Genomic DNA, 26,149 nt, shown 5'->3' with positions numbered 1-26,149 from the left:
CTCGAGAACCGCCACCCATGAGCCTCTTCCGCAACACCCTCTCGGTCGGCGGGCTCACGCTCATCTCCCGCGTCTTCGGCTTCATCCGCGATGCGCTGATTGCCGCCGTGCTCGGCATCGGTCCCGCCGCCGACGCCTTTCAGGCCGCCTTCCGCTTCCCCAATCTCTTCAGGCGGCTGTTTGCCGAAGGTGCCTTCAACACCGCCTTCGTTCCCATGTTTTCCGGCGCGCTGGAAACCCAGGGCCCCGACGAAGCCAAAAAGCTCGCCGGCCGCATCATGAGCTGGCTGGTAGCGGCCATCGTCATCGTCACCATCCTGGCCGAAATCTTCATGGACCCCATCATGGCCGTTTTCGTGCCGGGTTTCGTGGACGATCCGGAAAAATTCGCGCTCACTGTCTTTCTCTCGCGCATCATGTTCCCCTATCTCGCCTGCATGAGCCTGATGGCGGCCTATGGCGCGATCCTCAATTCGCTGGGCAAATTCTTCGCCGCCGCCTTCGCCCCGGTGCTGCTCAACATCGTCAACATCGCCGTTCTCGTCCCGCTGGCGGTCCTTGCCATCGAAAATCCCGCCGATATCGCTTTCTGGCTGGGCATCGCCGCCATGGCGGGCGGTGTCGCGCAACTGGCGCTGGTCTGGTGGGCCATCCAGCGCGCCGGCTTCGCGCCTTCAATTTCCTGGCCGCGCTACAACAGGGACGTGAAAAAATTCTGGCTTCTGGCCCTCCCGGCCATCGCGGCCGGCGGCATCATCCAGATCAACGTCTTTGTGGGCACCGTCATCGCGTCGCAAGCCGATCAGGCCATCGCCATCATCGCCAATGCCGACAGGCTCTACCAGCTCCCGCTCGGCATCATCGGCATCGCCATCGGCACGGTGCTCTTGCCCGAGCTCTCCCGGCATCTGTCCTCGGGGCGTGAAACTGAGGCACGGGCCAGCCAGAGCCAGGCGCTGCTCCTTTCGATGACCCTCACCCTCCCCGCCGCCGCTGCGCTGATCGCCATCGGCGTGCCCATCGTGCGCGTCCTGTTCGAGCGTGGCGCGTTCGATGCCGCCGCCACCATCGCGGTTTCCGAAGCCCTGGCGGGATTTGCCGTGGGCCTGCCCGCCTTCGTCCTGGTCCGCGTGCTCCAGCCGGGGTTTTTCTCCCGCCAGGACACACGGACGCCGACTATCCTCGCGGGGCTTTCCATGGTGGTCAATGTGGCGGTCTCGCTGGCGCTGTTCCCCACCCTGCAGCATATCGGTATCGCGCTCGCCACTTCGGTTTCCGCCTGGGTCAATGTCATCCTGCTCGCCATTCTCCTTGCCCGGCGCGGCCATTTCCGCCTGAGCGCGAGCGAAACCAGTCGGCTCACCGGCATCTTCGCCGCCGCTATCGTCATGGGTGTCATCCTCTGGCTGGCGTCGGTCTGGGCCCAGCCGGTCTTTGCCCCGGGCGCCTTCTTCCTTTTCCAGTTTTTGGCGCTCGCCGCCTTTGTCGGCCTGGGCGCCGCGCTCTATTTCGCCACCCTCCATTTCACCGGCATCCAGCGGCTGGACGTGATCCTGGTCCGCTTGCGGCGGCGCCGTTGAGCGGCTAAAGGCTTCTACTCCCTCCTTTTAGCCTTCCGGGACGATGAACATGCCTGCCAACAATCGCGTCTTTTCCGGCATTCAGCCTTCGGGCGATCTGCACCTGGGCAATTATCTCGGCGCCATCCGCCGTTTCGTGCCCCTCCAGCAGACCCATGAATGCCTCTATTGCGTCGTCGATATGCACGCGATCACCGTCTGGCAGGAACCCAATGAGCTGCGCCGCGCCACGCGCGAAGTCGCCGCCGCCTTCATCGCCGCGGGCATCGACCCACGCGCCCATATCGTCTTCAACCAGTCCCAGGTGGTCCAGCATGCCGAGTTGGCCTGGATCTTCAACTGCATCGCGCGCATCGGCTGGATGAACCGCATGACCCAGTTCAAGGACAAGACGGCGGGGAAAAACTCCGAGAACGTCTCGCTGGGCCTGCTCGCCTATCCGTCCCTGATGGCCGCCGATATCCTGCTCTACAAGGCCGGATCGGTTCCGGTCGGCGACGACCAGAAACAGCATCTCGAACTCACCCGCGACATCGCGCAAAAGTTCAACAATGATTACGCCGCCTCGATAGCGGAGAACGGTTTCGATCCCGAATTCTTCCCCATCACCGAGCCGCTGATCGCCGGCCCCGCCACCCGCATCATGAGCCTGCGCGACGGCACCAAGAAGATGAGCAAGTCCGATCCTTCCGACCAGTCGCGCATCTCGCTGCTCGACGATGCGGACGCCATCGCCAAAAAGATCAAAAAGGCCACCACCGATCCCGAGCCGCTCCCCTCCGATGTCGAAGGGCTCAAGGGCCGCGCAGAGGCCGACAATCTCGTGGGCATCTACGCCGCGCTCTCGGACGAGACCAAAGCTGAAGTTATCGCCGAATTCGCCGGCGCTGGCTGGGGCCGGTTCAAGCCGGCGCTCGCCGATCTCGCGGTTTCGGTCCTCGCGCCCATCTCGACCGAGATGCGGCGCCTGCTCGACGACCCCCAGACCATCGACGCCTATCTGCGCGATGGCGCAGAGCGGGCCGGCGTTCTGGCCGAAACGACAATGAAAGAGGTCCGCGCCATCGTGGGCTTCATCAGCTAAGGGACCTGCCACTTGCGCATCAAATGCGCAAATGGCAGCATGCACCGCTTTGAAAAAGCCCATGGACGCTGCGATTGACTGATATCGAAGACACTCGGGACGAGGAATACAAACGCAAATTCCTCGTCGTCGTCGACGAGAGCCCCGAATGCGCCAAGGCGGTGACTTTCGCCGCCCTGCGCGTCCGCCGCACCGGGGGCGTGGTGGTTTTGCTTTCGGTGATCGAATCGGACAATTTCCAGCACTGGCTCGGCGTCGAGGAAGTGATGCGCGCCGAAGCCTATGAGGCGACCCAAGCCCTCCAGGCCCGCCACGCCGCCTCGATCGCCGCCTATGGGTCGATCAAGGTGGAAAGGGTGATCCGCGAGGGCAAGAAGACCGACGCTGTCGAAGCCCAGATCGCCGAAGACCCCGATGTCGCCATTCTGGTGCTCGCCGCCGCCGACTCCTCGGAAGGCCCCGGCCCCCTCGTCGCCTCCATCGCGGCGCGCGGTGCCAACGCCTTTCGCGTGCCCGTCACCGTGGTCCCGGGAACGATTTCGGACGCCGATCTGGCCGCGCTGTGTTGAGATTTCGCGCAATGGTGAACCCAAACCCCGTTTAGCCGCGTGACTTGCTTGCATATTCTCCTTGCAAAACCCGTTTATGCGCCTATTTTAGAACCAACTTGGAATGGTTCTAAAAAGCCCTGAGAGGCACATCATGTTCATTCAGACCGAAGCGACCCCCAATCCGGCGACGCTTAAATTTCTCCCCGGCCGCGAGGTCCTGCCCGGTGAACCGCGCGATTTCCGCGACGCCGAAGCCGCCCGCATTTCTCCTCTGGCCGCGGCTCTTTTCTCGCTCGATGGCGTTTCCGGTGTGTTCCTGGGGTCCGATTTCGTTTCGGTCACCAAGGACGAAGCCATTGATTGGGCTCACATAAAGCCCGCGATTCTGGGCGCCGTCATGGAGCATTTCATGGCCGGAAAGCCCGTCCTCGCCGAAGGCGCCGCAACCTCGGCCAACGATGACAGCGACGAATTTTTCGACGACGAAGACACCGAGACTGTCGAAGTGATCAAGGAACTCCTCGCCACCCGCGTCCGCCCGGCCGTCGCCATGGATGGCGGCGACATTACCTTCAAGGGCTACAAGGAAGGCACTGTATTCCTCCACATGCAGGGCGCCTGCTCGGGCTGCCCCTCGTCCACAGCGACGCTCAAATCGGGCATCGAAAACCTCCTGCGCCACTTCGTTCCCGGCGTCGAGCAGGTGCAGCAAATCTAGAACTATTCAGTTAGGCCTCACGCCTTCTTGCGCCAGTGTCCCGGGAAACCGCGACACTGGCATTCGCATATTTGGAGGCGTAGGATCGCCTGCCGCACATTTGCCGCGACCCGGCGAGATAACGCGGCGATCGGCCGGATTTCGGCCGCAGGAGTTCGAACATGGGTACGTTTTCCCTCGCGCACTGGCTGGTCGTTCTGGTCGTGGTGCTCGTCGTCTTCGGCCCAGGCCGCCTTTCGGGCATGATGGGCGATCTGGGCAAGGGCATCAAAAGTTTCCGTCAGGGCATGGCCGAGGACGTAAAATCCGATCCGGGCACCCTCGACGACAAGCCGTCGGACAAAGCCTGATCGGCTTGCGGCGATCGGGCTTTGGGCCTAAAGCCTCGTCCCATGACAATGCCCACGACCCTTGCCATCGATACTGCCCGCGGGCGCCTGCAACTGGCGCTGATCTTCGCGGATGGCGCTGCCGATAGCGAAATCCGCGACATCGCCAAGGGCCATGCCGAAATCATCTTCCCGGCCATCGACGAGCTGATGACGCGTCATGGCCTCGCCTATGGCGACATCGAACGCATCGGGGTTTCCACGGGTCCGGGGTCGTTCACCGGGTTGCGGATCGGGCTTTCCGCCGCGCGGGGGTTGGGCGTGGCGCTCGATATTCCTGTTCTGGGCATCCCCTCGCTTCTCGCCCTCTCGCTTTCGCGGCCCGGCCCGAGCGAGCTCATCGTCGACGCCCGGCGCGACGAGGCCTATCGCCAGACATTTTCGGCCCCCGGCCATCCCGAGGGCGCTCCGGAACTCGTCGACCTCACCCAGAGCCTCCAAGTGGCGGCGCGCACCAATGCCGACGATCCGATGATCGACATCGTGCTAATGGCCCGCTTCGCCGCCATGGCCGATCCTAAAAAATTTCCCCCCGATCCCACCTATATCCGGGCCGCCGACGCCAAGCCGCAGACGAAAGCCCAGGTGGCGCGCCGATGAATCTCTGGCTCGCCCCGTCCGGCCTCCATATCGCCCGTGGCGAGGTCCGAGACGCGCCCGCGCTGGCCAGATTACACGCCGCCGGCTTTTATCGCGGCTGGCCGACCACTGATTTCGAGGCCTATCTCGCCGATCCCAAAATAACGCCTGCCTATGTGGCCAGCGACGCCCGGCGAGCCATTTCCGGGTTCGCCATGCTGCGTCTGGCCGAAGATGAAAGCGAACTCCTCACCATCGCCGTCGACCCCAAAAGCCGTGGCCGGGGGCTGGGCCGCGCCCTGCTTGGAGCGGCCTTTTCCGATCTAACCATGAGTCCGGTCAAAACCATGTTTCTCGAGGTCGATGAAACCAACGCGGCGGCCATCGCGCTCTATCGCGGTTTCGGCTTTACCGAGATCGGCAAGCGCAAGGCCTATTACCCCAAGCCCGACGGCTCGGCGGCCACCGCCCTTGTCATGCGCGCTCCGATCGGCTAACCCCGAGCCAATAGCAAAACAGATGCGCGAAGGTGCGCCATGGGGATCCAGCCCGACAGCGAAGCGACGCTTGAAGAACAATGCGTGGCGCGCAACATGCGCATGACCGAGCAGCGCCGGGTGATCGCCCGCGTGCTGGAAGCGGCCTCCGACCATCCCGACGTCGAGGAACTCTATCGCCGCGCCGCCGCGATCGATCCGCGCATTTCGCTCTCAACCGTCTATCGCACCGTCAATCTTTTCGAGGAAGCCGGGCTGGTCACCAAGCACGATTTCAAGGATGGGCGCGCGCGTTTCGAGCAGATCCCCGACGAGCATCACGACCATCTTATCGATATCCGCTCGGGCAAGGTCATCGAGTTCCGCAACGAGGAGATCGAGGCCATCCAGGAGGTGATCGCCAAAAAGCTCGGCTACAAGCTGGTCGATCACCGGCTCGAGCTTTATGCCGTGCCGCTGGAGGACAAATCGTCCTGAGCCCTTTATGGTCCTTCGCCTGCTGTTTCTCGCGCTCGTCGTCCTGCCTTTCACGCTCGTCGGGCTGCCGTTCCAGCTTGTGATCCTCTGGGCAAGGCTGCCCGGCTGGCGTCTATTGCCGCAAACCTTCTTCAAGCTCTTGGCCATCGGGCTTGGTCTGCGCGTAAAGGTCGAGGGGGAACCTGTTCGCGACGGGCCGGTTCTGCTGGTGTCCAACCATATCGGCTGGCTCGATATCGTGGCGGTGGCGTCGAAATTTCCGGTCAGCTTCGTCGCCAAATCCGAAATCGCCCGCTGGCCGCTGGTCGGCTTCATGGCCGGGCTGCAAAGAACCATCTTCGTTGACCGCAGGCGCCGCACCGATGCGGGGCGCACGGCCCGCGAAATGAGCGGACGGATCGCCGAGGGCATCCCAGTGCTGCTGTTTGCCGAGGGCACGTCCGATATCGGCACCCATGTCCTGCCCTTTCGGTCGGCGCTTTTGGGCGCCGCGAGCGCGGCCATGGTGGAGGAAAACGATAAGGGGGTGATGATCCAGCCGCTCGCCATCGCCTATACGGCGATTTCGGGCCTGCCCCTGTCACGCAACGAGCGCTGGCAAATCGCCTGGATCGGCGACATGGAGGTGGGCGACAATCTCGGCGCCATCCTCTCCTCCGGCCCCAAGAACGTTACAATCGCGTTGGGCACCCCGCTTGCCGCCAATGGCGACCGCAAGGGGATCGCAAAGGCGGCGGAAAACGAGGTGCGCCGCATGCTCAACGCGCTCAACCGTCGTCAGCCTTTGCCAAAGGCACAAGAATTGGGTAAACCCCGCCCATGAGCGAAAACCAGTCCCTCCCAAATGCCAGGAAGGTCTTCATCAAGACCTATGGCTGCCAGATGAACGTTTACGACAGCGATCGGATGACCGACGCCCTGGCGCCGCACGGCTATACGCCGACCCAGGATATGGGCGAGGCCGATCTGGTGCTTTTGAACACCTGCCATATCCGCGAAAAGGCGGCAGAAAAGGTCTATTCGGAACTGGGCCGCATCCGCGATTTCCGCGACGAGCGCGCTCCCGGCGCCAAAAAGATGCTGATCGGGGTGGCCGGCTGCGTGGCGCAGGCCGAGGGCGAAGAGATCATGGCGCGCTCGCCTGCCGTCGATCTGGTCTTCGGCCCGCAATCCTATCACCGCCTGCCCGAACTTCTGGCCAGGGCGCAGACCGAGCGGGTTGTCGATACCGATTTCCCCGAGGAAGACAAATTCGCCCATCTGCCGGCTCCCAAACGCGAAGTGACTATTTCGCGTGGGCTCACGGCGTTCCTGACCGTGCAGGAAGGATGCGACAAATTCTGTTCCTTCTGCGTCGTTCCCTATACGCGCGGCGCCGAGGTCTCGCGCCCCGTGGCACAGGTCCTGAGCGAGGCGCGGGCGCTGGCCGATGCCGGCGTCAGGGAAATCACCCTGCTGGGCCAGAACGTCAACGCCTATCACGGGTTGGACGGCAATGGCCGCGCCGTGAGCCTTGGCGCGCTCTGCCATATGCTGGCCGAGATCGAGGGGATCGAGCGTATCCGCTACACTACCAGCCACCCCCGCGACATGGATGACGAGCTGATCGCCGCCCATCGCGATCTCGATAAGCTCATGCCCTATCTGCACCTGCCGGTGCAGTCGGGGTCCGATACCATACTGAAAGCCATGAACCGCCGGCATACGGCGCAGGAATATCTCGAGATCATCGATCGCATCCGTGCCGCGCGGCCCGATATGGCCCTCTCGGGCGATTTCATCGTTGGTTTTCCCGGCGAGACCGACGCCGATTTCGCGGCAACTGTCGAGATCGTGAAAAAAGTCGGCTACGCCTCGGCATTTTCGTTCAAATATTCCACTCGCCCCGGCACGCCGGGGGCGGAAATGGGCAATCAGATCGAAGAGCACGTCAAGGCCGAGCGTCTGGAAATCCTCCAGGCCGAGATCACCAGCCAGTCCCGGGCCTTCAATGCCGGCTGCGTGGGGCTGACCATGCCGGTGCTGATCGAAAAGCCGGGCCGCAATCCCGGTCAGGTCGCGGGCCGCTCACCCTATCTCCAGGCCGTCCATATCGCCGCCGATCAGAGCCTGATCGGCAAGATCCTGCCGGTCGAAATCATCGGACAGGCAAAAAATTCGCTCGAAGGCAGAATTGTCACAGCGAACGCTATGGCGGTCTGATACGTTGACTCGGGTAAGAATCGCAGTGCTGCCCTGGAGCCATCGCGTTTGACACGGAATTTGCGGTCGCAACCCGACCAATCCGCCGCCGCCCATCTCGAACTGGCGTTCGAGGACAATCGGCTTGTTTCCCAACTCTACGGCGAATTTGACCAGAATCTGGCGCTGATCGAACAGCGCCTGGGGGTCGAAGCCAATTCGCGCGGCAATCACGTGATGCTGCGCGGTGGCGCCAACGCGATCGATCAGGCGCGCCGCGCGCTGGAATCGCTTTATGACATGCTCGAAGAGGGCAAGCATGTGGGGGTCGGCGACGTCGACGGCGTCATTCGCATGGTCCAGTCCGAGGACAACCAGCTCTCGCTGCCCACGCTGGAGAAAAAGGGCAAGGTGCGCATGGCCCAGATCGCCACGCGCAAGGCGACCATCGTGGCCCGCAACCCGGCTCAGGACGGCTATATCCGCGCCATGGACCGGTTCGAGATGGTGTTCGGGGTCGGCCCGGCCGGCACCGGCAAGACCTATCTGGCCGTCGCCCACGCCGCGACGCTTCTCGAACGGGGCGAGATTTCCCGCATTATTCTTTCCCGGCCTGCTGTCGAGGCCGGCGAACGGCTGGGCTTTCTGCCCGGCGACCTCAAGGAAAAGGTCGATCCCTATCTGCGCCCGCTCTATGACGCGCTTTACGATATGATGCAGGCCGAAGTGGTCGAACGCTGCCTTGCCGCCGGCACCATCGAGGTGGCCCCGCTCGCCTTCATGCGCGGGCGCACGCTCTCGAACGCCGCGGTGATCCTCGATGAGGCCCAAAACACCACCTCCATGCAGATGAAGATGTTTCTGACTCGTCTGGGCGAAAATTCGAAAATGATCGTCACGGGCGATCCCACCCAGGTCGACCTGCCGCGTGGGGAAAAATCGGGGCTGGTCGAGGCACTGCACCTGCTGTCGGACGTCGAGGGCATCCACATCACGCGTTTTTCCGACAAGGACGTGGTGCGCCACGAGCTGGTCGCCCGCATCGTTCGCGCCTATGAGGGCGCGACGGGCAAGGATCCTTCGGCCGCTGGAAAGCTCGACGTTTGAGCCCCCAGCTTACCGTCGATATCGCCGTCGAGAACGGGGATTGGCCCGAGGGGCTGGAGCCCTTGGCCCAGCGTGTTCTCACCGCCGCGCTGGCCAATTCCGGCTATCAAGTGGATGGGCCCTGCGAAATCTCGGTGCTTTTGACCGATGATGCGGCCCAGCAGGCGCTCAACAGCCAGTGGCGCGGCAAGGACAAGCCCACCAACGTTCTCTCGTTTCCCGCGCTCGATCCGGACGATCCGCTGGAGGGTCTTCTGGGTGACATATCCCTGGCCTATGAAACGATTTTGCGGGAAGCTCAAGAGCTTGAAAAGCCCTTCGAGCATCATTTCGCCCACCTGCTGGTCCATGGAATGCTTCACGTTTTGGGCTATGATCATCTTTCCGAAGACGAGGCTCTTGCCATGGAGGCAAGAGAAACCGATATTATGGGGCTGTTGGGATATCCCGACCCCTATGATGGTCAAATCCTCATCGAGGATTGACCCGGAGCTAAAGCTCCATTTGCGCAACGAGATACGGAGTGCCGACGGTTGGCCTTGAACGGATTTGGCCACCGCACCCCAGATGACTGACATCGATCAATCTAGCGCCGCGGCGCGCCGGCCGCATCGCCCTCGTGGCGACAACACTTCACCTTCGAGCGAAAAGAAATCTTCCTTCTGGGAGAAGATCCTTGCCTTCATGCCGATTCGCTCGGCATCGCTGCGCAGCGATCTCAAGGAGGCGCTCGAAGCGCCCCAGCAGGAAGACGAGGTGTTCTCGGCGTCCGAAAGGACGATCCTGCAGAACGTTCTCAATCTGGGCGACATGCGCGTCGAGGACGTCATGGTGCCCCGCTCCGATATCGAGGCCGTGGAGGTCGACGTCAATGTCGGCTCGGTCATCGAACGCTTCCGCCAGGGCGGTCATTCGCGCATGCCCGTCTATGAGGACAGCCTCGACAATGTCGTGGGCATGATTCACATCAAGGACGTGCTCGAAAAAGTCACCGAGGAGGCCAGACCCGCCGCCAATGGCGCTGCCAACGGCAATGGGTCCTCAAGCCCGGTGCGGTTCGTCACCCCTGCCCTCAAGCAAAAGATCGGCAGGGTCGATCTGGTACGCAAGGTGCTGTTCGTGCCCCCCTCCATGCCGGTCATCGATCTTCTGACCTCCATGCAGGCCACCCATATCCACATGGCCGTGGTGATCGATGAATACGGCGGAACCGATGGTCTGGCCACTATCGAAGACCTGCTCGAAGCCGTCGTCGGCGATATCGAGGACGAGCACGACGAGGAAGAGGATCAGATGATCCGGGCGCTCAATGACGACGTCTTCGTCGTCGATGCCCGCACCGAACTCGACGATCTGGTCGAGGTGGTCGGCACCGATTTCGACCCGGGCCATTACGGCGACGAGGTGGATACTGTCGGGGGATTGATCTTTGCGCTGGCCGGGCGGGTTCCCGCTCGCGGCGAGATCGTTTCGAAGCTCAAGGGTTTCGATTTCGAGATCACCCGGTCGGACGGACGTCGGGTCAGGCAGGTCCGCGTCAGCCGCAAGCGCCGCAAGCAGCCCCTGCTCATCACCGGCCCTGGCCCCGACATCCTGCCCGGGACGCCCGAGCCCACCAACAATCATCAGGCGGCCGAATAGGCCGCCTTTTTCTTTGGTTTCGAAATTTCGCTGCGGGGGAAGGCCCTAGCGCGGCGCGCGCTTGGCAAGAATCCGCTGCAGCGTGCGCCGGTGCATGTTGAGCCGCCGAGCGGTTTCCGACACGTTCCGGTCGCACAATTCATAGACCCGCTGGATATGCTCCCAGCGCACCCGGTCGGCCGACATGGGGTTGTCGGGGGGCTCGGGCTTGGTCTCCTCATTGGCGAGCAGCGCCTTGACGATATCGTCGGCATCGGCGGGCTTGGCGAGATAGTCGACGGCGCCCAATTTGACGGCGGTTACGGCGGTGGCGATGTTGCCATATCCGGTCAGAACCACCGCCCGCGCGTCGACGCGGCTTTCATGGAGGGCCTTGACCACTTCAAGCCCATTGCCGTCCTCGAGCCGCAGATCGACCACGGCGAACGCCGGGGGATGGGCCTTGACCGCCGCGAGCCCGCCCGCCACCGTATCGGCGATGGTGACGGCAAATCCGCGTTTTTCCATGGCGCGTTCGAGACGCGTCAGGAACGGCTTGTCATCGTCGACAAGTAGCAGCGTGCGCTCGGTTTCGGGAAGGTCTGAAATGTCGGTCATGGCCTTTGATCCTCTCGCCCTTCGGTTATGACCAATTGTGTCGGTTTCGTCAAAGCAAACGGTATCAATTGCTTAAGACCCGATCGCTCAATTGTTCTGGATGTTTCGCGCCAGCGTATCGCGGGGCCAGCTGATCTCCACACAGGCATGCCCATTGGCCCTGGCGTTGAAAAAACGCAGCGTTGCCCCGGTTCGCTCGAGCAACGTCTTGGCGATGAATACGCCAAGCCCCAATCCGCCCCCGCCATCGGGATGGCGCGGGTCGTCGCGGTCGCGCGTCCGTGTGGTGAGATAGGGTTCCCCCAGCCGGCTTAAAAGGTCGGGCGGAAAGCCCGGCCCGTCATCCATGATGGCGATCATCATCCGCCGCCCGTCCCATATGGCCCGGATGGTGACTTCCACCTTGGAAAACTGCACGGCGTTTTCGATCAGATTGCCCAGGCCGTAGAGCAGCGCCACATTGCGGGCGATCACCGGCTCGTCCTCATGGGCGAGCGATTGGGCCAGCGTTATCGTCTTGCCTTCCATGGCGGCCGGCGCCTCATGCACCTTGGCGAGCTCGGCAACGATATCGGAAAGGGTGGCGGTATCGAAAATGTCCGAGCCCGAAGGCCGCAGATTGCGCAATTTGCCCAGGATCGCCCGGCACCGCGCCACCTGGTCGATGATCAGGTCGAGGTCCTCGGCCAGTTCACCCTCCCCGTGGTCGCGGCGGATTTCCTTGGCCGCCAGCGCGATGGTGGCGAGCGGCGTCCCCAACTCATGGGCCGTCGCCGCGGCCAGCCCGTCGAGCGCCGAGAGCTGTTGTTGGCGCGACAGCGCCAGTTCGGTGAGGGTGAGGGCATCGACGAGCTGGCGCGCTTCATGCGCCACCTTGCTTGTATAGCCGGCAACGAACGCCACAGCGCACAGGATCGCCACCCAGACGCCGGTGAGATAGATGCGCGGCGGCTGGAAGGTGCTTCCCGGCTCCCAAGGGAGCGGCAGGTGAAACAGCGCCAAAAGGCTGGCGATCCCCCCGACCAGCAATCCCAGCCAGATGGTTTCGCGCGACGCCAGCGTCGAGGCGGAAACCGATACGGGGGCTAAAAGCAGAATGGCGAAGGGATTGCCCAGCCCGCCGGTGAGATAGAGCAGGCCCCCCAATTGCAGGCTGTCATAGGCCAGTTGCAGGAAGGCGAGCCGGGTCGAGGGCCGGTGGCCCGGCCCATAGCCGATGAGCAGGCCGGCATTGAGCAGCACCGAGAGCCCGATCAGCACCAGGCACGCCCCCAGCGGCAGCTCATAGCCCATGCCGTAGCGCACGAAGACCACCGAGATGAGCTGGCCCGAAATGGCCAGCCAGCGCAGCAGAACGAGCGTTTCGAGCCGCATGGGATTGGCGCTGCGCACCGCCGGCGCGGTGGTCTCTAGGGTGTCGGTCATGGTTGTTTTGCCGTCGTTTGCGGGGGTCTATGGGAACTCTATAGCAGATTTCAAGACTTAAAAATTTTTGCACGCGGCCTTGATGCGCCGGGCTGGAACCCCAGATTCCAATACGTTCGAGACTGGAGAGACCGCAACATGAACACCGCAATTATCAAACCTGCTTGGTCGCCCCTGACCATCGCCTTGATGGTCTTGGGCTTCATCATCTTCTGGCCTCTTGGCATGGCCGTCCTCGCCTACATCCTCTGGGGCGAATATTTCGGCGGCAGCCGTGAAAAGGCCGAAAGCTGGGTCGCAAACCAGAAGCAAAGCTTCAAATCGCGCGGCTGTGGCCATGGCCATGGTCATCGCGGCTATCGCTCGGCAACCGGCAACGCCGCGTTCGACGAGTATCGCGACGAACAGCTCAAGCGCCTCGAGGAAGAACGCCGCAAGCTCGATGAAGATCGTGCGGCCTTCGAGGAATATCTCGCCAACCTTCACAAGGCCCGCGACCGGGAAGAGTTCGACCGCTTCATGCGCGATCGCAATGCGCCCCGCAACGACGAGGGCGGCGAAGGCGGCGAACGCCAGGGCTACTGAGCCTCCTGCCGTCGGCTTTGGCCGGCGGCAAGCCAAAAGTTCCCTTCGGCTGCGGGATTGTTCCCCTCCCTTGATCCCGTAGTCGTGCCTTGGGTTTCCTCCGCCCAAGGCACACTTTTTTGAGCCCGATCGGGAAAGTAGCGGCCGGCGGCCTTCCGCCGTGCCGCTTCTTTTTTTCCCGCGTCCCGCCATAATGGCCGTGTTGCCGAATCGCCCATGAAAGATCAGTCATCGATGGTGCTCAAGGGTCTTCTGGGCCGCTCCATTCCCCCAACTACCCAGATCATGATCGATGCCGATCCGGTGACGGTCACGGTCAGGGTCAATGCACGCGCCAAGGCCTATCGGCTGTCGGTGGGCCGGCGGGGCGAACCGGTGCTCACCGTGCCGCGCGCCGGCCGCTGGGGCGAGGCGCAGGCCTTCCTCGAGCGCAACAGCGGCTGGCTGGCCAATCGGCTTGCAAAGCTCGCAACGCCCCACGCCATTGTCCCGGGCGGCACCATTCCATTGCGCGGCGTCCCCCACATCCTGGTCAGCCTTCCGTCCTCGCGCGGGCTGGTGCGGGTAGTGGAAGGGACCGATGGGCCCGAACTTCACGTTCCGGGCGGCCAGGACCATATGCGCCGGCGTCTTCTCGATTGGCTCAAGGCCGAGGCGCGCCGCGATCTGCAATCGTCCTGCGCCCGGCACGCCGCGACGCTGGGCGTTGGAGTGGCAGGCATAACCATGCGGGATCAATCGACGCGCTGGGGATCGTGCTCCTCGGCGCGCACCCTCAATTTCAACTGGCGGCTGGTCCTCGCGCCCGATTTCGTCCTCGATTATGTGGCGGCCCATGAAGTGGCCCATATCATTGAGATGAACCACAGCCCGGCCTTCTGGCGCACGGTGGTCCGCACCCTGCCCGATTACGGACGGGGCCAGGCCTGGCTCAAGGCCCATGGGGCCGGCTTGATGGCGATATGAAAAAAGCCCGGAGCGATGCTCCGGGCTTTTCTTTTCCATCCTAGCCGAAAAGGCCGTTGAGCAGCGTGCCTATGCCGTCGTCGGGCTGGACCGGCACTGGTTGGGGCGCCGGCTGCACCTGTTGCTGCTGCTGCACTTCGAAGGGGATTTGTCCCGGCTGCTGCTGGACGGGCTGGCCGGCGGGCCCCTGGATCTGGTCGATGGTCACCGGCTGCCCCGTCGCGGGCACGCCCGGCTGCATGGGCACGGCTACGCGATCCTGCAGCCGCACATAGGTGCCCGGCAAATCGGCGACCTGCAGGCCTTCATGGGCCTTGGTCATGATATCGCGCCAGATCTGGGCCGGCACCTGGCCGCCGAACACGCGGGTGGGCGCATCGTCGTCATTGCCCAGCCACACCCCGCCCACAAGGCTTGAGGTATAGCCTACGAACAGCGCGTCGCGGTTGCGCTGCGAGGTGCCCGTCTTGCCGGCCATCGGCCAGTTGCCGAGCTGCGCGCCGCGCCCCGTGCCGGCCTGAACGCCGGTCTGGAGCATGTCGTTCATCATGCCCACCTGCTCGTCGGTCAGGATGCGTCCCGGCCCCGAGGGCGATTCCTCGTAGAGGATTTCGCCATCCATGGTGGTGATGCGCGTGATGACGTTGGGAATGACCCCATAGCCGCCGTTGGCGAAGGGCACATAGCCATTGGTGAGCTCGAGCAGCGAGACTTCCTGGGTCCCCAGCGCAATGGCCGGCACCGCCTGGAAATTAGACGAAAAGCCCATCCGATAAGCGGTTTCGACAACGTTTTCCGGCCCGATATCGATCGCCAGGCGCGCCGCGACTGTATTGATCGAATAGGCCAGGGCATCGCGCAGGAGGACCGGGCCGACATAATTGCCGCTCGAATTCTCGGGCCGCCAGCCATTGTAATCCAAGGGCTCGTCGACCATCAGCGTATCGGGCGTATAGCCCTGCTGGAGGGCCGCCAGATAGACGAAGGGCTTGAAGGCCGACCCCGGCTGGCGGCGCGCGGTCACCGCGCGGTTATAGGTCGACTGGCTGTAATCGACGCCGCCCACCAGGGCCCGCACCCGGCCCTCCGTATCCATGGCGACGAACGCGGCCTGCGAGAAACTCAGATCCGACCCGCGCTCGGCCACCGCTTCCTTGATCACGAATTCGGCGTGCTTTTGCAGCTCCCAATCGAGCGTGGTCGAAACGATCACGTCCTCGTTCACTTCGCCCAGATAATCGTTCATGAGCGATTCGACCCAGTCGGCCACGTAATATTCGGTGCCCGCGACGCGCTGCGTCGTGATCTGGGCGTCCATGTTGGCGGCTGCCGCGCTCGCCTGCTCCTGGGTGATGAAGCCGGAACGCACCATATTGGCCAGCGCCAGTTGCTGGCGCTGCCTGGCCCGGTCGGGATGGGTCTTGGGATTGTAATAGCTGGGCGCGGGCAGGATGCCGGCCAGCATCGCGGCCTGACCGAGCGAGAGATTGCGCGCCGAAATGCCGAAATAGGTCTGGGCCGCCGCCTCGATCCCCGTGGCGCCCGAACCGAAATGGACGCGGTTGAGATAGAGCTCGAGGATCTGGTCCTTGGAATAATTCTGTTCCAGCCACACGGCCAGCAGCGCTTCCTGCACCTTGCGGCCCAGGGTCTGGTCGGGCGTGAGGAACAGGTTCTTGGCCACCTGCTGGGTGATGGTCGAGGCGCCGCGTGTCAACTCGCCGGCCCGCACCGATTCCACGGCCACCGAGGCAAGCCCGATCGGGTCGACGCCGAAATGGTTGTAGAATCGGCGGTCTTCGCTGGCGATCACCGCCTGGCCCACATAGGCGGGCAGTTCGCTGATCGTCACCGCCTCGCCCCCGGTCTGCCCGCGATTGGTGAGCAATTGGCCATTGGAGGCGAGTACGCGGATGTTGGGCGGGCGCTGGGGAACTTCCCAGGTCGCCGACGAGCCCAGATCCCGTCCGTAATAGACGACGATCCCGGCCACAGCGACACCGCCGAGCAGCAGCATGGTGAAGCAGAAATAGGCAAGCCCGACGATGAACTTCATGCCACCCGAGCGCTTCTTTTTCACCTTTTTCGATTTCGGCCGGCGCGGTTCGGACCCCCGTGGCGGCTTTGCCGCGCCCGAGGCGGACGCGCGCTGCGTCCTGGCCTTGCGTTGCGAACCCGTATCGACGCGATCGTCGGGTGAAAGGCGAAGATCCATCAGGCAGTCACTTTCGGCCATCGGAGAAAAGCTGTGAGACGGACGGAATACGCTCCGATCCGTCTCGGCCCAAACGCTATCGCGGCCAAATGTGGCCGGTTTATGTGGGTTTTCCCACTCTTGCCGGCGGTTGTGGCCGCGCTACAACACCTATTTTGCCCGTTGCGGGCAATGCGATCAATCGTCAGCGCAAGGGCTGCACCCCCTCAGATATCGAGGTTGGAGACCGCCAATGCGTTTTCCTGAATAAATTCGCGGCGCGGTTCGACCAGATCACCCATCAACTGGGTGAAGATCGAATCCGCGTCGTCGGATTCCTTGATCTGAACCTGCAAGAGCGTGCGCGCATTGGGGTCCATGGTGGTTTCCCAAAGCTGCTCGGCGTTCATTTCACCCAGCCCCTTGTAGCGTTGCATGGAAACGCCCTTGCCGCCCGCTGCCATCACCATGGCAAACAGCGAGCGCGGACCGTAAACCTCATGGTTCTGGTCCTTGCGCGTCAGGGTCGGCACGCCGCCATAGATCTCGTCGAGCTTGCCGGCAAGGTTGCGCAGCTTGCGCGCATCGGCCGAACCGAGCAGGGCCGCGTCCAGCGTATGGGTTTCGGCAACGCCGCGCACCACGCGCGAGAAGACGTAGCCGCCTTCCCCATCCAGACGCCCGTCCCAGGTGCGTTCGGTTTCGTCGGACATTCGGTTGAGCCGATTGGCGACCCGGTCGGCCAGCGCCTGGGCCGCGTCGGAGTTTTCCATGGCCTGCGGATCGAGCGCGCCGACCACCGCCGCCTGCTCGATCATCTGCCGGTTGTACCGAGAATTCTGGTTGTCGATCAAATGGTTGAGATCGCGCGCCTGCTCGAGGATGCCCAGAAGGTCCGCTCCCGCATGGGCCGATCCGGCCCGGGTCGTGAGCACGGCTTCGTCCACGCCGCCGGCGAGCAAATAATCCTCGCGGGCCCGCTCGTCCTTGAGATATTGCTCGGAACGTCCGCGCGTCACCTTATAGAGCGGTGGCTGGGCGATATAGATATGCCCGCGCTCGATCAGCTCGGGCGTCTGGCGATAAAAGAAGGTCAGCAGCAGGGTGCGGATATGGGCGCCGTCGACGTCGGCGTCCGTCATGATGATGATCTTGTGGTAGCGCAGCTTGTCGGGGTTGAACTCCTCGCGCCCGATGCCGGTGCCCAGCGCCGTGATCAGCGTCCCCACCTGATCGGACGAAATCATCCGGTCGAAGCGGGCGCGCTCGACGTTGAGGATCTTGCCGCGCAGCGGCAGCACCGCCTGGGTGGCGCGATCGCGCCCCTGCTTGGCCGAACCACCGGCCGAGTCACCCTCGACGATGAAGATTTCCGCCTTGGCCGGGTCGCGTTCCTGGCAGTCGGCGAGCTTGCCGGGGAGCGACGAGATTTCCAGCGCCGATTTGCGCCGGGTCAGTTCGCGCGCCTTGCGGGCCGCTTCGCGCGCCGCGGCGGCTTCGGCCACCTTGGTGACGATCTGCTTGGCTTCGCTCGGATGCTCCTCGAACCACTGGCTGAGCTTGTCGTTGACGACGCTCTCGACCGCCGGACGGACTTCGGACGAGACCAGCTTGTCCTTGGTCTGGGAGGAGAATTTGGGGTCCGGAACCTTGACCGAGAGCACGCAGGTCAGCCCCTCGCGGGTGTCGTCGCCGGTTAGTGCCACCTTCTCGCGCTTCAAGATACCCGACTGGTCGGCATAGGAGGTCACCTGCCGGGTCAGCGCGCCGCGCAGGCCCGCAAGGTGCGTGCCGCCATCGCGCTGGGGAATGTTGTTGGTAAAGCACAGCACGTTTTCGTGATAGCTGTCGTTCCACCACAGCGCCACTTCGACGGTGATGTCGTCCTTTTCCGCCGAGAGCGAAATGGGGGCTTCGAGCAGCGCCGGCTTGTTCTTGTCGAGATAGCGCACGAAGGCCTCGATCCCGCCCTCATACATCAGGTCGGTCTCGACGGGCTCGGGATGGCGGTTGTCGCGCAGGATGATGTGCACGCCCGAGTTGAGGAAGGCCAGCTCGCGCAACCGATGTTCGAGCGTCTTGTAGTCGAACTCGATCATTGTGAAGGTTTCTGTCGAGGGCATGAAGGTGATCTCGGTGCCCGAGCGGCCTTCATAGACACCGGGCTGCTTGTCCTCGGTGTAGGCGCCCACTTCCTTGAGCGGGGCATCGGCCACGCCATGGGTGAAGCTCATCTCGAAGAGGCCGCCGGCGCGCCTTATGCGCATCCGGAGCCATTCGGAAAGCGCGTTGACCACCGAAACGCCCACGCCGTGCAGACCGCCGGAAACCTTGTAGGAATTCTGGTCGAACTTGCCGCCCGCATGGAGCTGGGTCATGATCACTTCGGCCGCCGAAATCCCCTCTTCCTTGTGGATTGCGGTGGGAATTCCGCGCCCATTGTCGTTGACCGTCACCGATCCGTCGGCGTTGAGCGTCACGGTCACGAGGTCGGCGTGGCCCGCCAGCGCCTCGTCGATGGCGTTGTCGACGACTTCATAGACCATGTGGTGCAGGCCCGTGCCGTCGTCGGTGTCCCCGATATACATGCCCGGGCGCTTCCTGACCGCATCGAGGCCCTTGAGGACCTTGATCGAATCCGCGCCATAGTCTGCGTCGTTGGGGATCGGGGGCGTATCGCTCATGAAGACAGAATCAGCCTTGTTGGGAGGTGTAATTGTTCTACCTGATTGGGGACTTATCCCCAAGCAATTTGCCGGATTTTCGGCCAGATTGACGTCGTTGTCGTCCGTTTTCAGCCCGCCGGGCGCACGCCGCCCGCCGCAACGGTGAAATACTGCGCCCGCGCACCCAGATCGGCAAACAGCACCGGGTCGGTTCCGGTCATCCAGCATTGGGTGCCCAGACGTTCCAGCGCGTCGAACAGCGCCCGCCGTCGCAACGGATCGAGATGGGCGGCGATTTCGTCGAGAAGGAGAATGGGGGTGATCCCCGTCATCTGCGAAACCAGCCTTGCGTGAACTAAAATGAGCCCGATCAACAGCGCCTTCTGCTCGCCCGTCGAGCACAGCCCGGCGGGCATGGTCTTGGGCGCATGGGTCACTTCAAGATCGATGCGGTGAGGTCCAGATGTAGTGCGTCCCGCCGCCCGATCAAGGCCCCGGCTCTCGCGCCACAGCCCGGCCAGCGCTGCTTCCAGCCCGCTCGCGGTCGGCGGCATCTCGCCCTCGAAAAACGGCGTGATGGCCAAAAGCGCCTCGGGGAATCCGGTGTCGGCCACGCTCTTGGCCATCAGCGCTTGCAGATGGGCCAGCGAATCGGCGCGAGCGAAATGGATGGCGGTGGCCAGTTCGGCCATCTGCGCTTCTATCGCCGACAGCCAGGCCGGATCGCCATTGTCTTCCAAAAGCCTGTTGCGCTGGCGCATGATCTTTTCGAAATCGCTGACCGCCCCCGAATGGCCGGGGTGAAGCGCCGTCACCAGCCGGTCGAGAAACCGCCGCCGCTCGCTCGCCGGGCCGGTGAACAGCCCGTCCATCGAGGGCGTGAGCCATAAAACCCGCAAATGCTCGCTCATCTCCTCGACCGAGCGCGCGTTGGCGCCATTGATCCGCACCCGCCGCGCCGAAGCGTCCGGGCTCGCCCCTGTGCCGATATCGACGGGCCCGAATTTGGTTTCTATGCTCGCGGCAACGGCCCATAGCCCGTCCCCGCCCACAATCCCCAGCGTGTCGAACCCGGCCCTTCGCAACCCGCGCCCCGGCGCCAGAAGCGATATCGCTTCGATCAGATTGGTCTTGCCCGCTCCGTTCTCGCCCGTCAGCACCACATGCCGCGGATCGAGATCGAGCGCCGCCGAGGCGTAGTTGCGGAAGCCGGTGAGCCTGAGGCGGGAAATGGAGCGGTTGGGTGGGGTCATTTGAACTCAATGGGCTCGATCGTTGTGCGGGCGCTGCGCACCCCTCATCCGACCTTTCGCTTTTCAAGCGAAAGCCCACCTTCTCCCTCAAGGGGAGAAGGGTAGCCCCTTGCAGCGGTGCGGTTAAATCGAAGCGCCCGCAAAGAGAGCCCCCCTCTCCCCTTGAGGGAGAGGGGATGGGGGTGAGGGGTGAGCCGAGCTTGCCAAAATCGCCCAGGCCGATCGATGTCACACCCGCATCGGCATCAGAACGAAAAGGGCTTTGGTCTCGCCCTCTTCCTTGACCAGGGTCGGCGAGCCGGCGTCGTTGAACAGGAACGTCGCGTTCTCGCTGCGGATCTGCGAGATGATTTCGAGCAGATAGCGCGCGTTGAACCCGATCTCGAACCCGTCGATATCGAAATCCACCGCCAGTTCCTCATTGGCCGTGCCGTGATCGGGATTGGTCACCGAAAGCTCGAGCTGGCCGGGCGTGAGCGAGAGCTTGACCGCCTTGCCGCCGCGCTCCGACGCAATCGTTGAAACGCGATCGACGGCGCGCGCCAGCGAATCGCGATCGACCAGCAGCGCCTTGTCGTTGTTCTTGGGTGTCACGCGCTCGTAATCGGGGAAGCTCCCCTCGATGAGTTTGGAGAGCAGCACCACCCCGCCCAGGGTAAAACGAATCTTGGTGTCGGAAAGCTCGACCCCCACCGTCTCGTCCACCCCGTCGAGAAGCTTGAGCACCTCGGCCACCGTCTTGCGCGGGATGATGATCCCCGGCATGCCGGCCGAGCCCTGCGGCGCTTCGGCCTCGACCCGGGCCAGCCGGTGTCCGTCGGTCGCGACCGCCCGCATCACCACGCCATCGGGGCCATCGACGGTGTGAACGAAAATGCCGTTGAGATAATAACGCGTCTCTTCGTTGGAGATCGCGAACTGGGTGCGCTCGATCAGGTCCTTGAGCGTCTCGACGGCAATCGAGAAGGTGTGCGTGAAGGCTCCCGATTTCAGATCGGGAAAGCCGTCGGGATTGAGACAGGCCAGATGAAAGCGCGACCGGCCCGAGCTGATCAGCATCTGGTCGTTGCCATCGGTTTCCAGCACCACGTCGGCGCCGTCGGAAAGCTTGCGCACGATTTCATAGAGCGTATGGGCCGGCACCGTCGTCGTCCCGGGCGTTCCGGTCATCGCCGGCACCGTTTCGGTCACCTCGATATCGAGGTCCGTGGCGCGCAGGTCGAGCCCGTCGCCGGTGGCGCTCATGAGCACGTTGGCCAGAATGGGATAGGTGTTGCGCCGCTCGACCACGCGGTGCACGTGCCCCAGCGATTTCAGAAGATGGTTGCGCTCGAGCGTGACCTTCATCGCGTGTTTTTCATCCCTGATCTTTATTGTCTGGTTCGTCCGGCCCAGAACGGGCCATCGGCGGCCAAAAGCCGGGGGGAGACCCTGCATCGGCGGGCGAAAAAAGGCAAGGCCCCAGCCTGTCGCAGCGCGCCGATTCTAGAGCGTCCTGAACATCACATAACTCTCGACATAGCCCTCAACCGGGTGGCGGAAGGCCCCCGGCAGCACCCCTACGATATCGAAACCGAGCGCTTTCCAGAGGGCGACGGCGCCGATGTTGGTGGAAACCACGTGATTGAACTGCATGGCCCGGAACCCGCGCTCCCTGGCGCGCGCCAGCGAATGGGTGCACATGGCTCGCGCCACGCCCTTCCCGCGCGAGGCGGGCGCGGTCATATAGCCGCAATTGGCCACATGCGCCCCGCCGCCCTGCTGGTTGGCCATCAGGTAATAAGTGCCCAGAACCATGCCGTCTTCCTGGGCGACGAACACCTCGTGCGCGGGATCGAACCAATAGGCCAGAACCCCAGCCTCATCGAGATCGCGGGCGATGGCATAGGTTTCCCCCGCCGCCAGAACCGGCGCGACGATGGCGAGGATTTGCGCTTTATCGGCGTCGGTGGCAGGACGGATCTGGAGGGTCATTGTCGTCTTCGATCAGAGAAAGCGACGGCGCCGGACCAATATCCCGCGCCGTCCGGCCTTCACTCTTCCAGCATCCGGCGGAGCAGTTCGATTTCCTGGGTGAGTTCCCCGTCCTGGGCCATTAATTGTTCCACCTTGCGCACCGAATGGAGCACTGTGGTGTGGTCGCGTCCACCGAACCGGCGGCCGATCTCGGGCAGCGAGCGGGAGGTCAGTGCCTTGGCCAGATACATGGCGATCTGGCGCGGCCGCACCACGTCGCGCGAGCGGCGCGAGCTCAAAAGCTCGTTACGCGGCACTTTGTAGTGGCGGGCGACGATCTTCAAAATATCCTCGATCCGCACCCGAGGGGTTTCCCGCGAGCGGATGAGGTCCTGGAGGGTCTTTTCGGCCAGCGCCACGGTGATCGGCTCGCCGGTCAACTGATTGGCGGCCACCAGCCGGTTGACGGCGCCGTCGAGGTCGCGGCCATGGGACACGATCGAGCGGGCGATGAAATCGATGACGGGGGCGGGAAAGGCAAGGCCCGAGAACCGGCCCGCCGCCTGATCGGCGCGCTTCTGAACGATGGCGCGGCGCAATTCAGGATCGAAGGGGGCGATCGGGATCACCAGCCCGCCCGAAAGGCGCGAACGCACCCGGTCGTCGAGCATTTCCAGGTCGCGCGGCGGGGCATCGCCGGCCACCACCACCTGCTTGGTGCCCGAGATCAGCGTCGAAAGCGTGTGGCCGAATTCGGTGGCCGATTTGCCCTGCAAGAACTGCATGTCGTCGATGAGCAGCAGGTCGATGCGCCGCAGCCATTCCTTGAAGGCCAGCGCCGACTGGTGCTTCACCGCCGTGATGAAGTGGTACATGAAATGGTCGGCGGTGAGATAGACGATGTTGCGCGAGGTGTCCGATGCCCCCGCCGCCCAGGCGATGGCGTTGAGCAGGTGCGTCTTGCCCAGCCCCACCGAGGAATGGATATAGACCGGGTTGAAGGTCACCACATTGTTGGCGGCGGCTGACGCCACCTGCTTGGCGACGCCCAGCGCCATCTCGTTGGCGCTGCCTGTAACGAAGGTGTCGAAGGTGAGCTTTCTGTCGAGCGCCGAGCCCGACAGCGCGTCACCGCGCACGGCGGTCGGCTGGTTGACGACCAGCGCCGGCACCGGGCGGGTTTCGATCGCGGGCGCGGCGGTTTCCGCCTCGACCACCGGATCGTTGGAGCTCACCAGCCGCGGGCGGGCTTGGCCGTTGATGCGGACCGTCAGATGCAGCCGGCCGATGGAATCATTTTCGGCAGCGAAGGCCTCGAGCAGCTTTTCGGTATAATTGGATTGAATCCACGAGCACAGGAACCGCGTGGGCACCGACAAATGGGCGAGGTCGCCGACGACCTCTTCGAGTTCGAGCCGGGCGAACCAGGACGTGAACACGTCCTCGCCCACTGCCGCGCGCAACCGGGCGCGCACGCGCAGCCATACCTGCTCGGCATCCATAACCATAGCTTTCCCTCCGTCAGCCCTGTCTCCTTTGTCGTGCGGGTCGGCGCCCGCTTGTGGTCCGGTCTTCCCCCTGGTTCCGCGATCCGCAGCCGCGATCGAATCCATTATGTCAGCCTCTTTGTTTCGACGTGCCGTCTACCCCGACGGCCACCCCTGTTCCCCGTTTCATCCCGTTGACCGGGACAATAAGTTACTCCGCCGCACAAGTATTACCCTGTGCAGTACCTATTGTTTACGAATTGAAATTGGCGCCGAAGCGCCAGAGGAAAAGACGGTACGCCGTCCTTGTCAGTCTACAGGTGAGCCAGGAAATGCGAAAAACAGGTCATTTCGCCGTTGCGGCCAAAAAGGCGCAGAAAATGATCTGAATTATGCATTCTTACCCCCGGGTTTGCCCGTATGAGATTGGCTTTGGACTTGTCCAGCGCCGCCCTCTTTCTGATCCAACCCGGCCATTTTAGACAGCCAATTTTTTGCGCACAACCGCCCTTTTCGTCAAATTTGCGCTTGACTCTTCCTTGGCGGGGGAAGGGGGTTCGAGGGGACCCGAAGGCGGGAAATTAAGGGTATGGGACTCTTGAGAGAATCCGGTTGGGTCCGCTTTGCGTCCTACCGGATTATTTTTTCCTCCACCTGTCGACCCACGATCCAAGTGACGAAAGCGTGACGGAAATGTCACGCAAATTTCTCTTCGCTCAAAAATTGAAAAGGGCCCCGCAGAGGGGCCCTTGGAAACTTGTTCTCCACCCGTCAAGACGGATGGAATATAGCGGGCTATCAGGCGCCCAGAGCCTTCACCCGCTTGGCGAGACGCGAGACCTTGCGGTCGGCCATGTTCTTGTGGAACACGCCCTTGCCGGCGGCGCGCTGGAGTTCGGACTCGGCGATCTTGAGCGCGGCGGACGCGTCGTCCTTGCTGCCCGAAGCGATAGCCTCTTCAACCTTGCGCAGATAGGTGCGCACGCGCGAACGGCGCGCGGTGTTGATGGCGGTCTTGGTTTCGATCTTGCGGGTGGCCTTCTTGGCCGAAGGTGTATTTGCCATTTGAACTTTCCTCGTGGCGATCTGGAGCGGTGTCGGAAAAAGCGGCTTGCACTTTTTCGGTTCGACGGTGCGACCAATTCAAAGTTTGCCTTGCGTGCTCAATTCCGCCCGAGGGCGGCGAGCACAACCGGAAGGGGCAGCCCTCGGGCCGCCCGGTGAAGGCCGCTCTATAGTGAGGGCCGAAGAGAGAGTCAAACCCTTAATGCTGGCAGGCCGGGCACAGGAACGTCGAGCGGCCGGCCTGGACGATCCGGACGATCGTTCCCCCGCATCCCGGCCGCCCGCAAGGCTCGCCCTCGCGGCCATAGACGGCAAAGTTGTGCTGGAAATAGCCGGGCTTGCCGTCGGCATTGGCGAAGTCGCGCAGGGTCGACCCGCCGGCAATGATCGCCGCCTCGAGAACCTGCCGGATCGCGACAACGAGCCGGTCGATCTCTTCGCCCGTCAGCGAACCTGCCGCCCGGCGTGGATCGATCCCGCTGGCATGGAGCGCCTCGCACACATAGATATTGCCCAGCCCCGCGATCACCCGCTGGTCGAGCAGCACGGTCTTGATCGGCCCCTTCTTGGCCCTAAGCTTGTCCACCAGATAAAGCGCGTCGAGCGAATTGCCCAAGGGCTCGGGCCCCAGCGGATCGGTATAGGGATTGGGCGCGCCGGGCGCGAAAAGATCCATGAAGCCGAACCGGCGCGGGTCCGAATAAGAGAGCGTTACGGGACCGCGCGCGGGGTGGGCGAGCAGCGCTTCGAAATGCACATGTTTCCCGCTCGCATCCCCCGGGTTGATCCGGCTCGGCTCTTCGATTGGACTATCGCCCACCAGAAACGCCCCCGTCATTCCCAGATGGGACAGCCAGACCGAACCATCGGAAAGCGTGGCGATCAGATATTTGGCGCGCCGGCCCAAATGCGCAATCGTACGCCCCTCCAGCCCTGCGGCAAAACCCTGGGGAAAGGGAAAGCGCAGATTGGGACGGTTGAGCGTTATCCGTTCGACCCGCGCTCCTTCGACAAAGGGCGCAAGCCCCCGCCTGACGGTCTCGACTTCGGGAAGTTCGGGCATGGGACGGGTCCGGGGTGCTGGGGCCTAAAGGCTTGCGTTATGGTCTGGCCAAGCCCATAACCGCATCGGCTGGCCTTAAACAAGAGAG

At 63.2% G+C, this 26,149-nt stretch carries 25 protein-coding genes; 15 read left to right on the top strand and 10 right to left on the bottom strand.

The window, feature by feature from the left end:
* Window positions 1-17 precede the first annotated feature (17 nt).
* The 13 genes from murJ to V4T21_RS03500 all read left to right on the top strand — a co-directional run bounded on the left by murJ (window position 18) and on the right by V4T21_RS03500 (window position 10,804).
* A complete protein-coding gene (gene murJ / locus V4T21_RS03560; RefSeq protein WP_332713176.1) occupies window positions 18-1,580 on the top strand; it encodes a murein biosynthesis integral membrane protein MurJ in 1,563 nt (520 codons plus the stop codon).
* A gap of 49 nt (window positions 1,581-1,629) precedes the next feature.
* Window positions 1,630-2,664 (top strand): tryptophan--tRNA ligase, encoded by a 1,035-nt coding sequence (trpS, locus tag V4T21_RS03555; RefSeq protein WP_332713173.1) that lies wholly within the window; start codon window positions 1,630-1,632, stop codon window positions 2,662-2,664.
* Window positions 2,665-2,738: 74 nt separating this feature from the next.
* On the top strand, window positions 2,739-3,233 hold the full coding sequence (locus V4T21_RS03550) for a universal stress protein (RefSeq protein WP_332713169.1): 495 nt from the start codon (window positions 2,739-2,741) through the stop codon (window positions 3,231-3,233).
* 133 nt (window positions 3,234-3,366) lie between these two features.
* Window positions 3,367-3,933, top strand: a complete 567-nt coding sequence (locus V4T21_RS03545) for a NifU family protein (RefSeq protein ID WP_332713167.1) — start codon at window positions 3,367-3,369, stop codon at window positions 3,931-3,933.
* Between the two features lie 161 nt (window positions 3,934-4,094).
* A complete protein-coding gene (gene tatA / locus V4T21_RS03540) occupies window positions 4,095-4,283 on the top strand; it encodes a twin-arginine translocase TatA/TatE family subunit (protein ID WP_332713164.1) in 189 nt (62 codons plus the stop codon).
* A gap of 42 nt (window positions 4,284-4,325) precedes the next feature.
* Entirely contained in the window at window positions 4,326-4,922 is a 597-nt protein-coding gene (tsaB, locus tag V4T21_RS03535; protein ID WP_332713160.1) for a tRNA (adenosine(37)-N6)-threonylcarbamoyltransferase complex dimerization subunit type 1 TsaB, read from the top strand.
* Window positions 4,919-5,398 carry a ribosomal protein S18-alanine N-acetyltransferase gene (rimI, locus tag V4T21_RS03530; protein WP_332713157.1) on the top strand — a complete coding sequence of 160 codons (480 nt, stop codon included), beginning with the start codon at window positions 4,919-4,921 and terminating at the stop codon, window positions 5,396-5,398. Before tsaB ends, rimI begins: the two co-directional genes overlap by 4 nt.
* Window positions 5,399-5,437: 39 nt before the next feature.
* Window positions 5,438-5,875 carry a Fur family transcriptional regulator gene (locus tag V4T21_RS03525; protein ID WP_332713154.1) on the top strand — a complete coding sequence of 146 codons (438 nt, stop codon included), beginning with the start codon at window positions 5,438-5,440 and terminating at the stop codon, window positions 5,873-5,875.
* Between the two features lie 7 nt (window positions 5,876-5,882).
* Entirely contained in the window at window positions 5,883-6,698 is an 816-nt protein-coding gene (locus V4T21_RS03520; protein WP_332713151.1) for a lysophospholipid acyltransferase family protein, read from the top strand.
* Complete coding sequence (miaB, locus tag V4T21_RS03515; RefSeq protein WP_332713148.1) at window positions 6,695-8,077, top strand: tRNA (N6-isopentenyl adenosine(37)-C2)-methylthiotransferase MiaB; 1,383 nt, start codon at window positions 6,695-6,697, stop codon at window positions 8,075-8,077. Before V4T21_RS03520 ends, miaB begins: the two co-directional genes overlap by 4 nt.
* Window positions 8,078-8,125: 48 nt before the next feature.
* Window positions 8,126-9,163, top strand: a complete 1,038-nt coding sequence (locus tag V4T21_RS03510) for a PhoH family protein (protein WP_332713146.1) — start codon at window positions 8,126-8,128, stop codon at window positions 9,161-9,163.
* On the top strand, window positions 9,160-9,648 hold the full coding sequence (ybeY, locus tag V4T21_RS03505) for an rRNA maturation RNase YbeY (RefSeq protein WP_332713144.1): 489 nt from the start codon (window positions 9,160-9,162) through the stop codon (window positions 9,646-9,648). Before V4T21_RS03510 ends, ybeY begins: the two co-directional genes overlap by 4 nt.
* A gap of 199 nt (window positions 9,649-9,847) precedes the next feature.
* Window positions 9,848-10,804 carry a hemolysin family protein gene (locus V4T21_RS03500; RefSeq protein WP_332713141.1) on the top strand — a complete coding sequence of 319 codons (957 nt, stop codon included), beginning with the start codon at window positions 9,848-9,850 and terminating at the stop codon, window positions 10,802-10,804.
* A gap of 45 nt (window positions 10,805-10,849) precedes the next feature.
* On the opposite strand, the gene V4T21_RS03495 is transcribed toward V4T21_RS03500, so the two are convergent.
* Together V4T21_RS03495 and V4T21_RS03490 are read right to left on the bottom strand one after the other, a co-directional pair.
* The gene (locus V4T21_RS03495; RefSeq protein ID WP_332713138.1) at window positions 10,850-11,401 is read right to left on the bottom strand and encodes an ActR/PrrA/RegA family redox response regulator transcription factor; all 552 of its coding nucleotides are present in this window, start codon (window positions 11,399-11,401) and stop codon (window positions 10,850-10,852) included.
* Window positions 11,402-11,488: 87 nt separating this feature from the next.
* Window positions 11,489-12,826 carry an ActS/PrrB/RegB family redox-sensitive histidine kinase gene (locus V4T21_RS03490; RefSeq protein ID WP_332713135.1) on the bottom strand — a complete coding sequence of 446 codons (1,338 nt, stop codon included), beginning with the start codon at window positions 12,824-12,826 and terminating at the stop codon, window positions 11,489-11,491.
* Window positions 12,827-12,964: 138 nt separating this feature from the next.
* On the opposite strand from V4T21_RS03490, the gene V4T21_RS03485 reads away from it, so the two are divergent.
* Together V4T21_RS03485 and V4T21_RS03480 are read left to right on the top strand one after the other, a co-directional pair.
* On the top strand, window positions 12,965-13,411 hold the full coding sequence (locus V4T21_RS03485; RefSeq protein ID WP_332713132.1) for a DUF2852 domain-containing protein: 447 nt from the start codon (window positions 12,965-12,967) through the stop codon (window positions 13,409-13,411).
* A 216-nt stretch (window positions 13,412-13,627) separates the two neighbouring features.
* Complete coding sequence (locus V4T21_RS03480) at window positions 13,628-14,377, top strand: M48 family metallopeptidase (protein ID WP_332713130.1); 750 nt, start codon at window positions 13,628-13,630, stop codon at window positions 14,375-14,377.
* A 40-nt stretch (window positions 14,378-14,417) separates the two neighbouring features.
* Here V4T21_RS03480 and V4T21_RS03475 read toward each other — a convergent pair whose 3' ends face one another.
* The 8 genes from V4T21_RS03475 to mutM form a co-directional block, all read right to left on the bottom strand.
* Complete coding sequence (locus tag V4T21_RS03475) at window positions 14,418-16,592, bottom strand: transglycosylase domain-containing protein (protein ID WP_332713127.1); 2,175 nt, start codon at window positions 16,590-16,592, stop codon at window positions 14,418-14,420.
* 206 nt (window positions 16,593-16,798) lie between these two features.
* The gene (gene gyrB, locus V4T21_RS03470; protein ID WP_332713124.1) at window positions 16,799-19,255 is read right to left on the bottom strand and encodes a DNA topoisomerase (ATP-hydrolyzing) subunit B; all 2,457 of its coding nucleotides are present in this window, start codon (window positions 19,253-19,255) and stop codon (window positions 16,799-16,801) included.
* A gap of 110 nt (window positions 19,256-19,365) precedes the next feature.
* The gene (gene recF, locus V4T21_RS03465; protein WP_332713122.1) at window positions 19,366-20,490 is read right to left on the bottom strand and encodes a DNA replication/repair protein RecF; all 1,125 of its coding nucleotides are present in this window, start codon (window positions 20,488-20,490) and stop codon (window positions 19,366-19,368) included.
* Window positions 20,491-20,718: 228 nt separating this feature from the next.
* Window positions 20,719-21,837, bottom strand: a complete 1,119-nt coding sequence (gene dnaN, locus V4T21_RS03460; protein WP_332713119.1) for a DNA polymerase III subunit beta — start codon at window positions 21,835-21,837, stop codon at window positions 20,719-20,721.
* A gap of 138 nt (window positions 21,838-21,975) precedes the next feature.
* On the bottom strand, window positions 21,976-22,464 hold the full coding sequence (locus V4T21_RS03455) for a GNAT family N-acetyltransferase (RefSeq protein WP_332713116.1): 489 nt from the start codon (window positions 22,462-22,464) through the stop codon (window positions 21,976-21,978).
* A 59-nt stretch (window positions 22,465-22,523) separates the two neighbouring features.
* Entirely contained in the window at window positions 22,524-23,954 is a 1,431-nt protein-coding gene (gene dnaA, locus V4T21_RS03450) for a chromosomal replication initiator protein DnaA (RefSeq protein WP_332713113.1), read from the bottom strand.
* 777 nt (window positions 23,955-24,731) lie between these two features.
* The gene (rpsT, locus tag V4T21_RS03445; RefSeq protein ID WP_332713110.1) at window positions 24,732-24,998 is read right to left on the bottom strand and encodes a 30S ribosomal protein S20; all 267 of its coding nucleotides are present in this window, start codon (window positions 24,996-24,998) and stop codon (window positions 24,732-24,734) included.
* A gap of 199 nt (window positions 24,999-25,197) precedes the next feature.
* Window positions 25,198-26,061 carry a bifunctional DNA-formamidopyrimidine glycosylase/DNA-(apurinic or apyrimidinic site) lyase gene (mutM, locus tag V4T21_RS03440; protein WP_332713107.1) on the bottom strand — a complete coding sequence of 288 codons (864 nt, stop codon included), beginning with the start codon at window positions 26,059-26,061 and terminating at the stop codon, window positions 25,198-25,200.
* Between the last annotated feature and the right edge of the window lie 88 nt (window positions 26,062-26,149).

It is taken from the genome of Pelagibacterium mangrovi, assembly GCF_036662815.1.
Lineage (GTDB): Bacteria > Pseudomonadota > Alphaproteobacteria > Rhizobiales > Devosiaceae > Pelagibacterium > Pelagibacterium mangrovi.
Note: the sequence above shows the minus strand (reverse complement) of the source record. Positions and strands in the feature narration are given on the sequence as shown.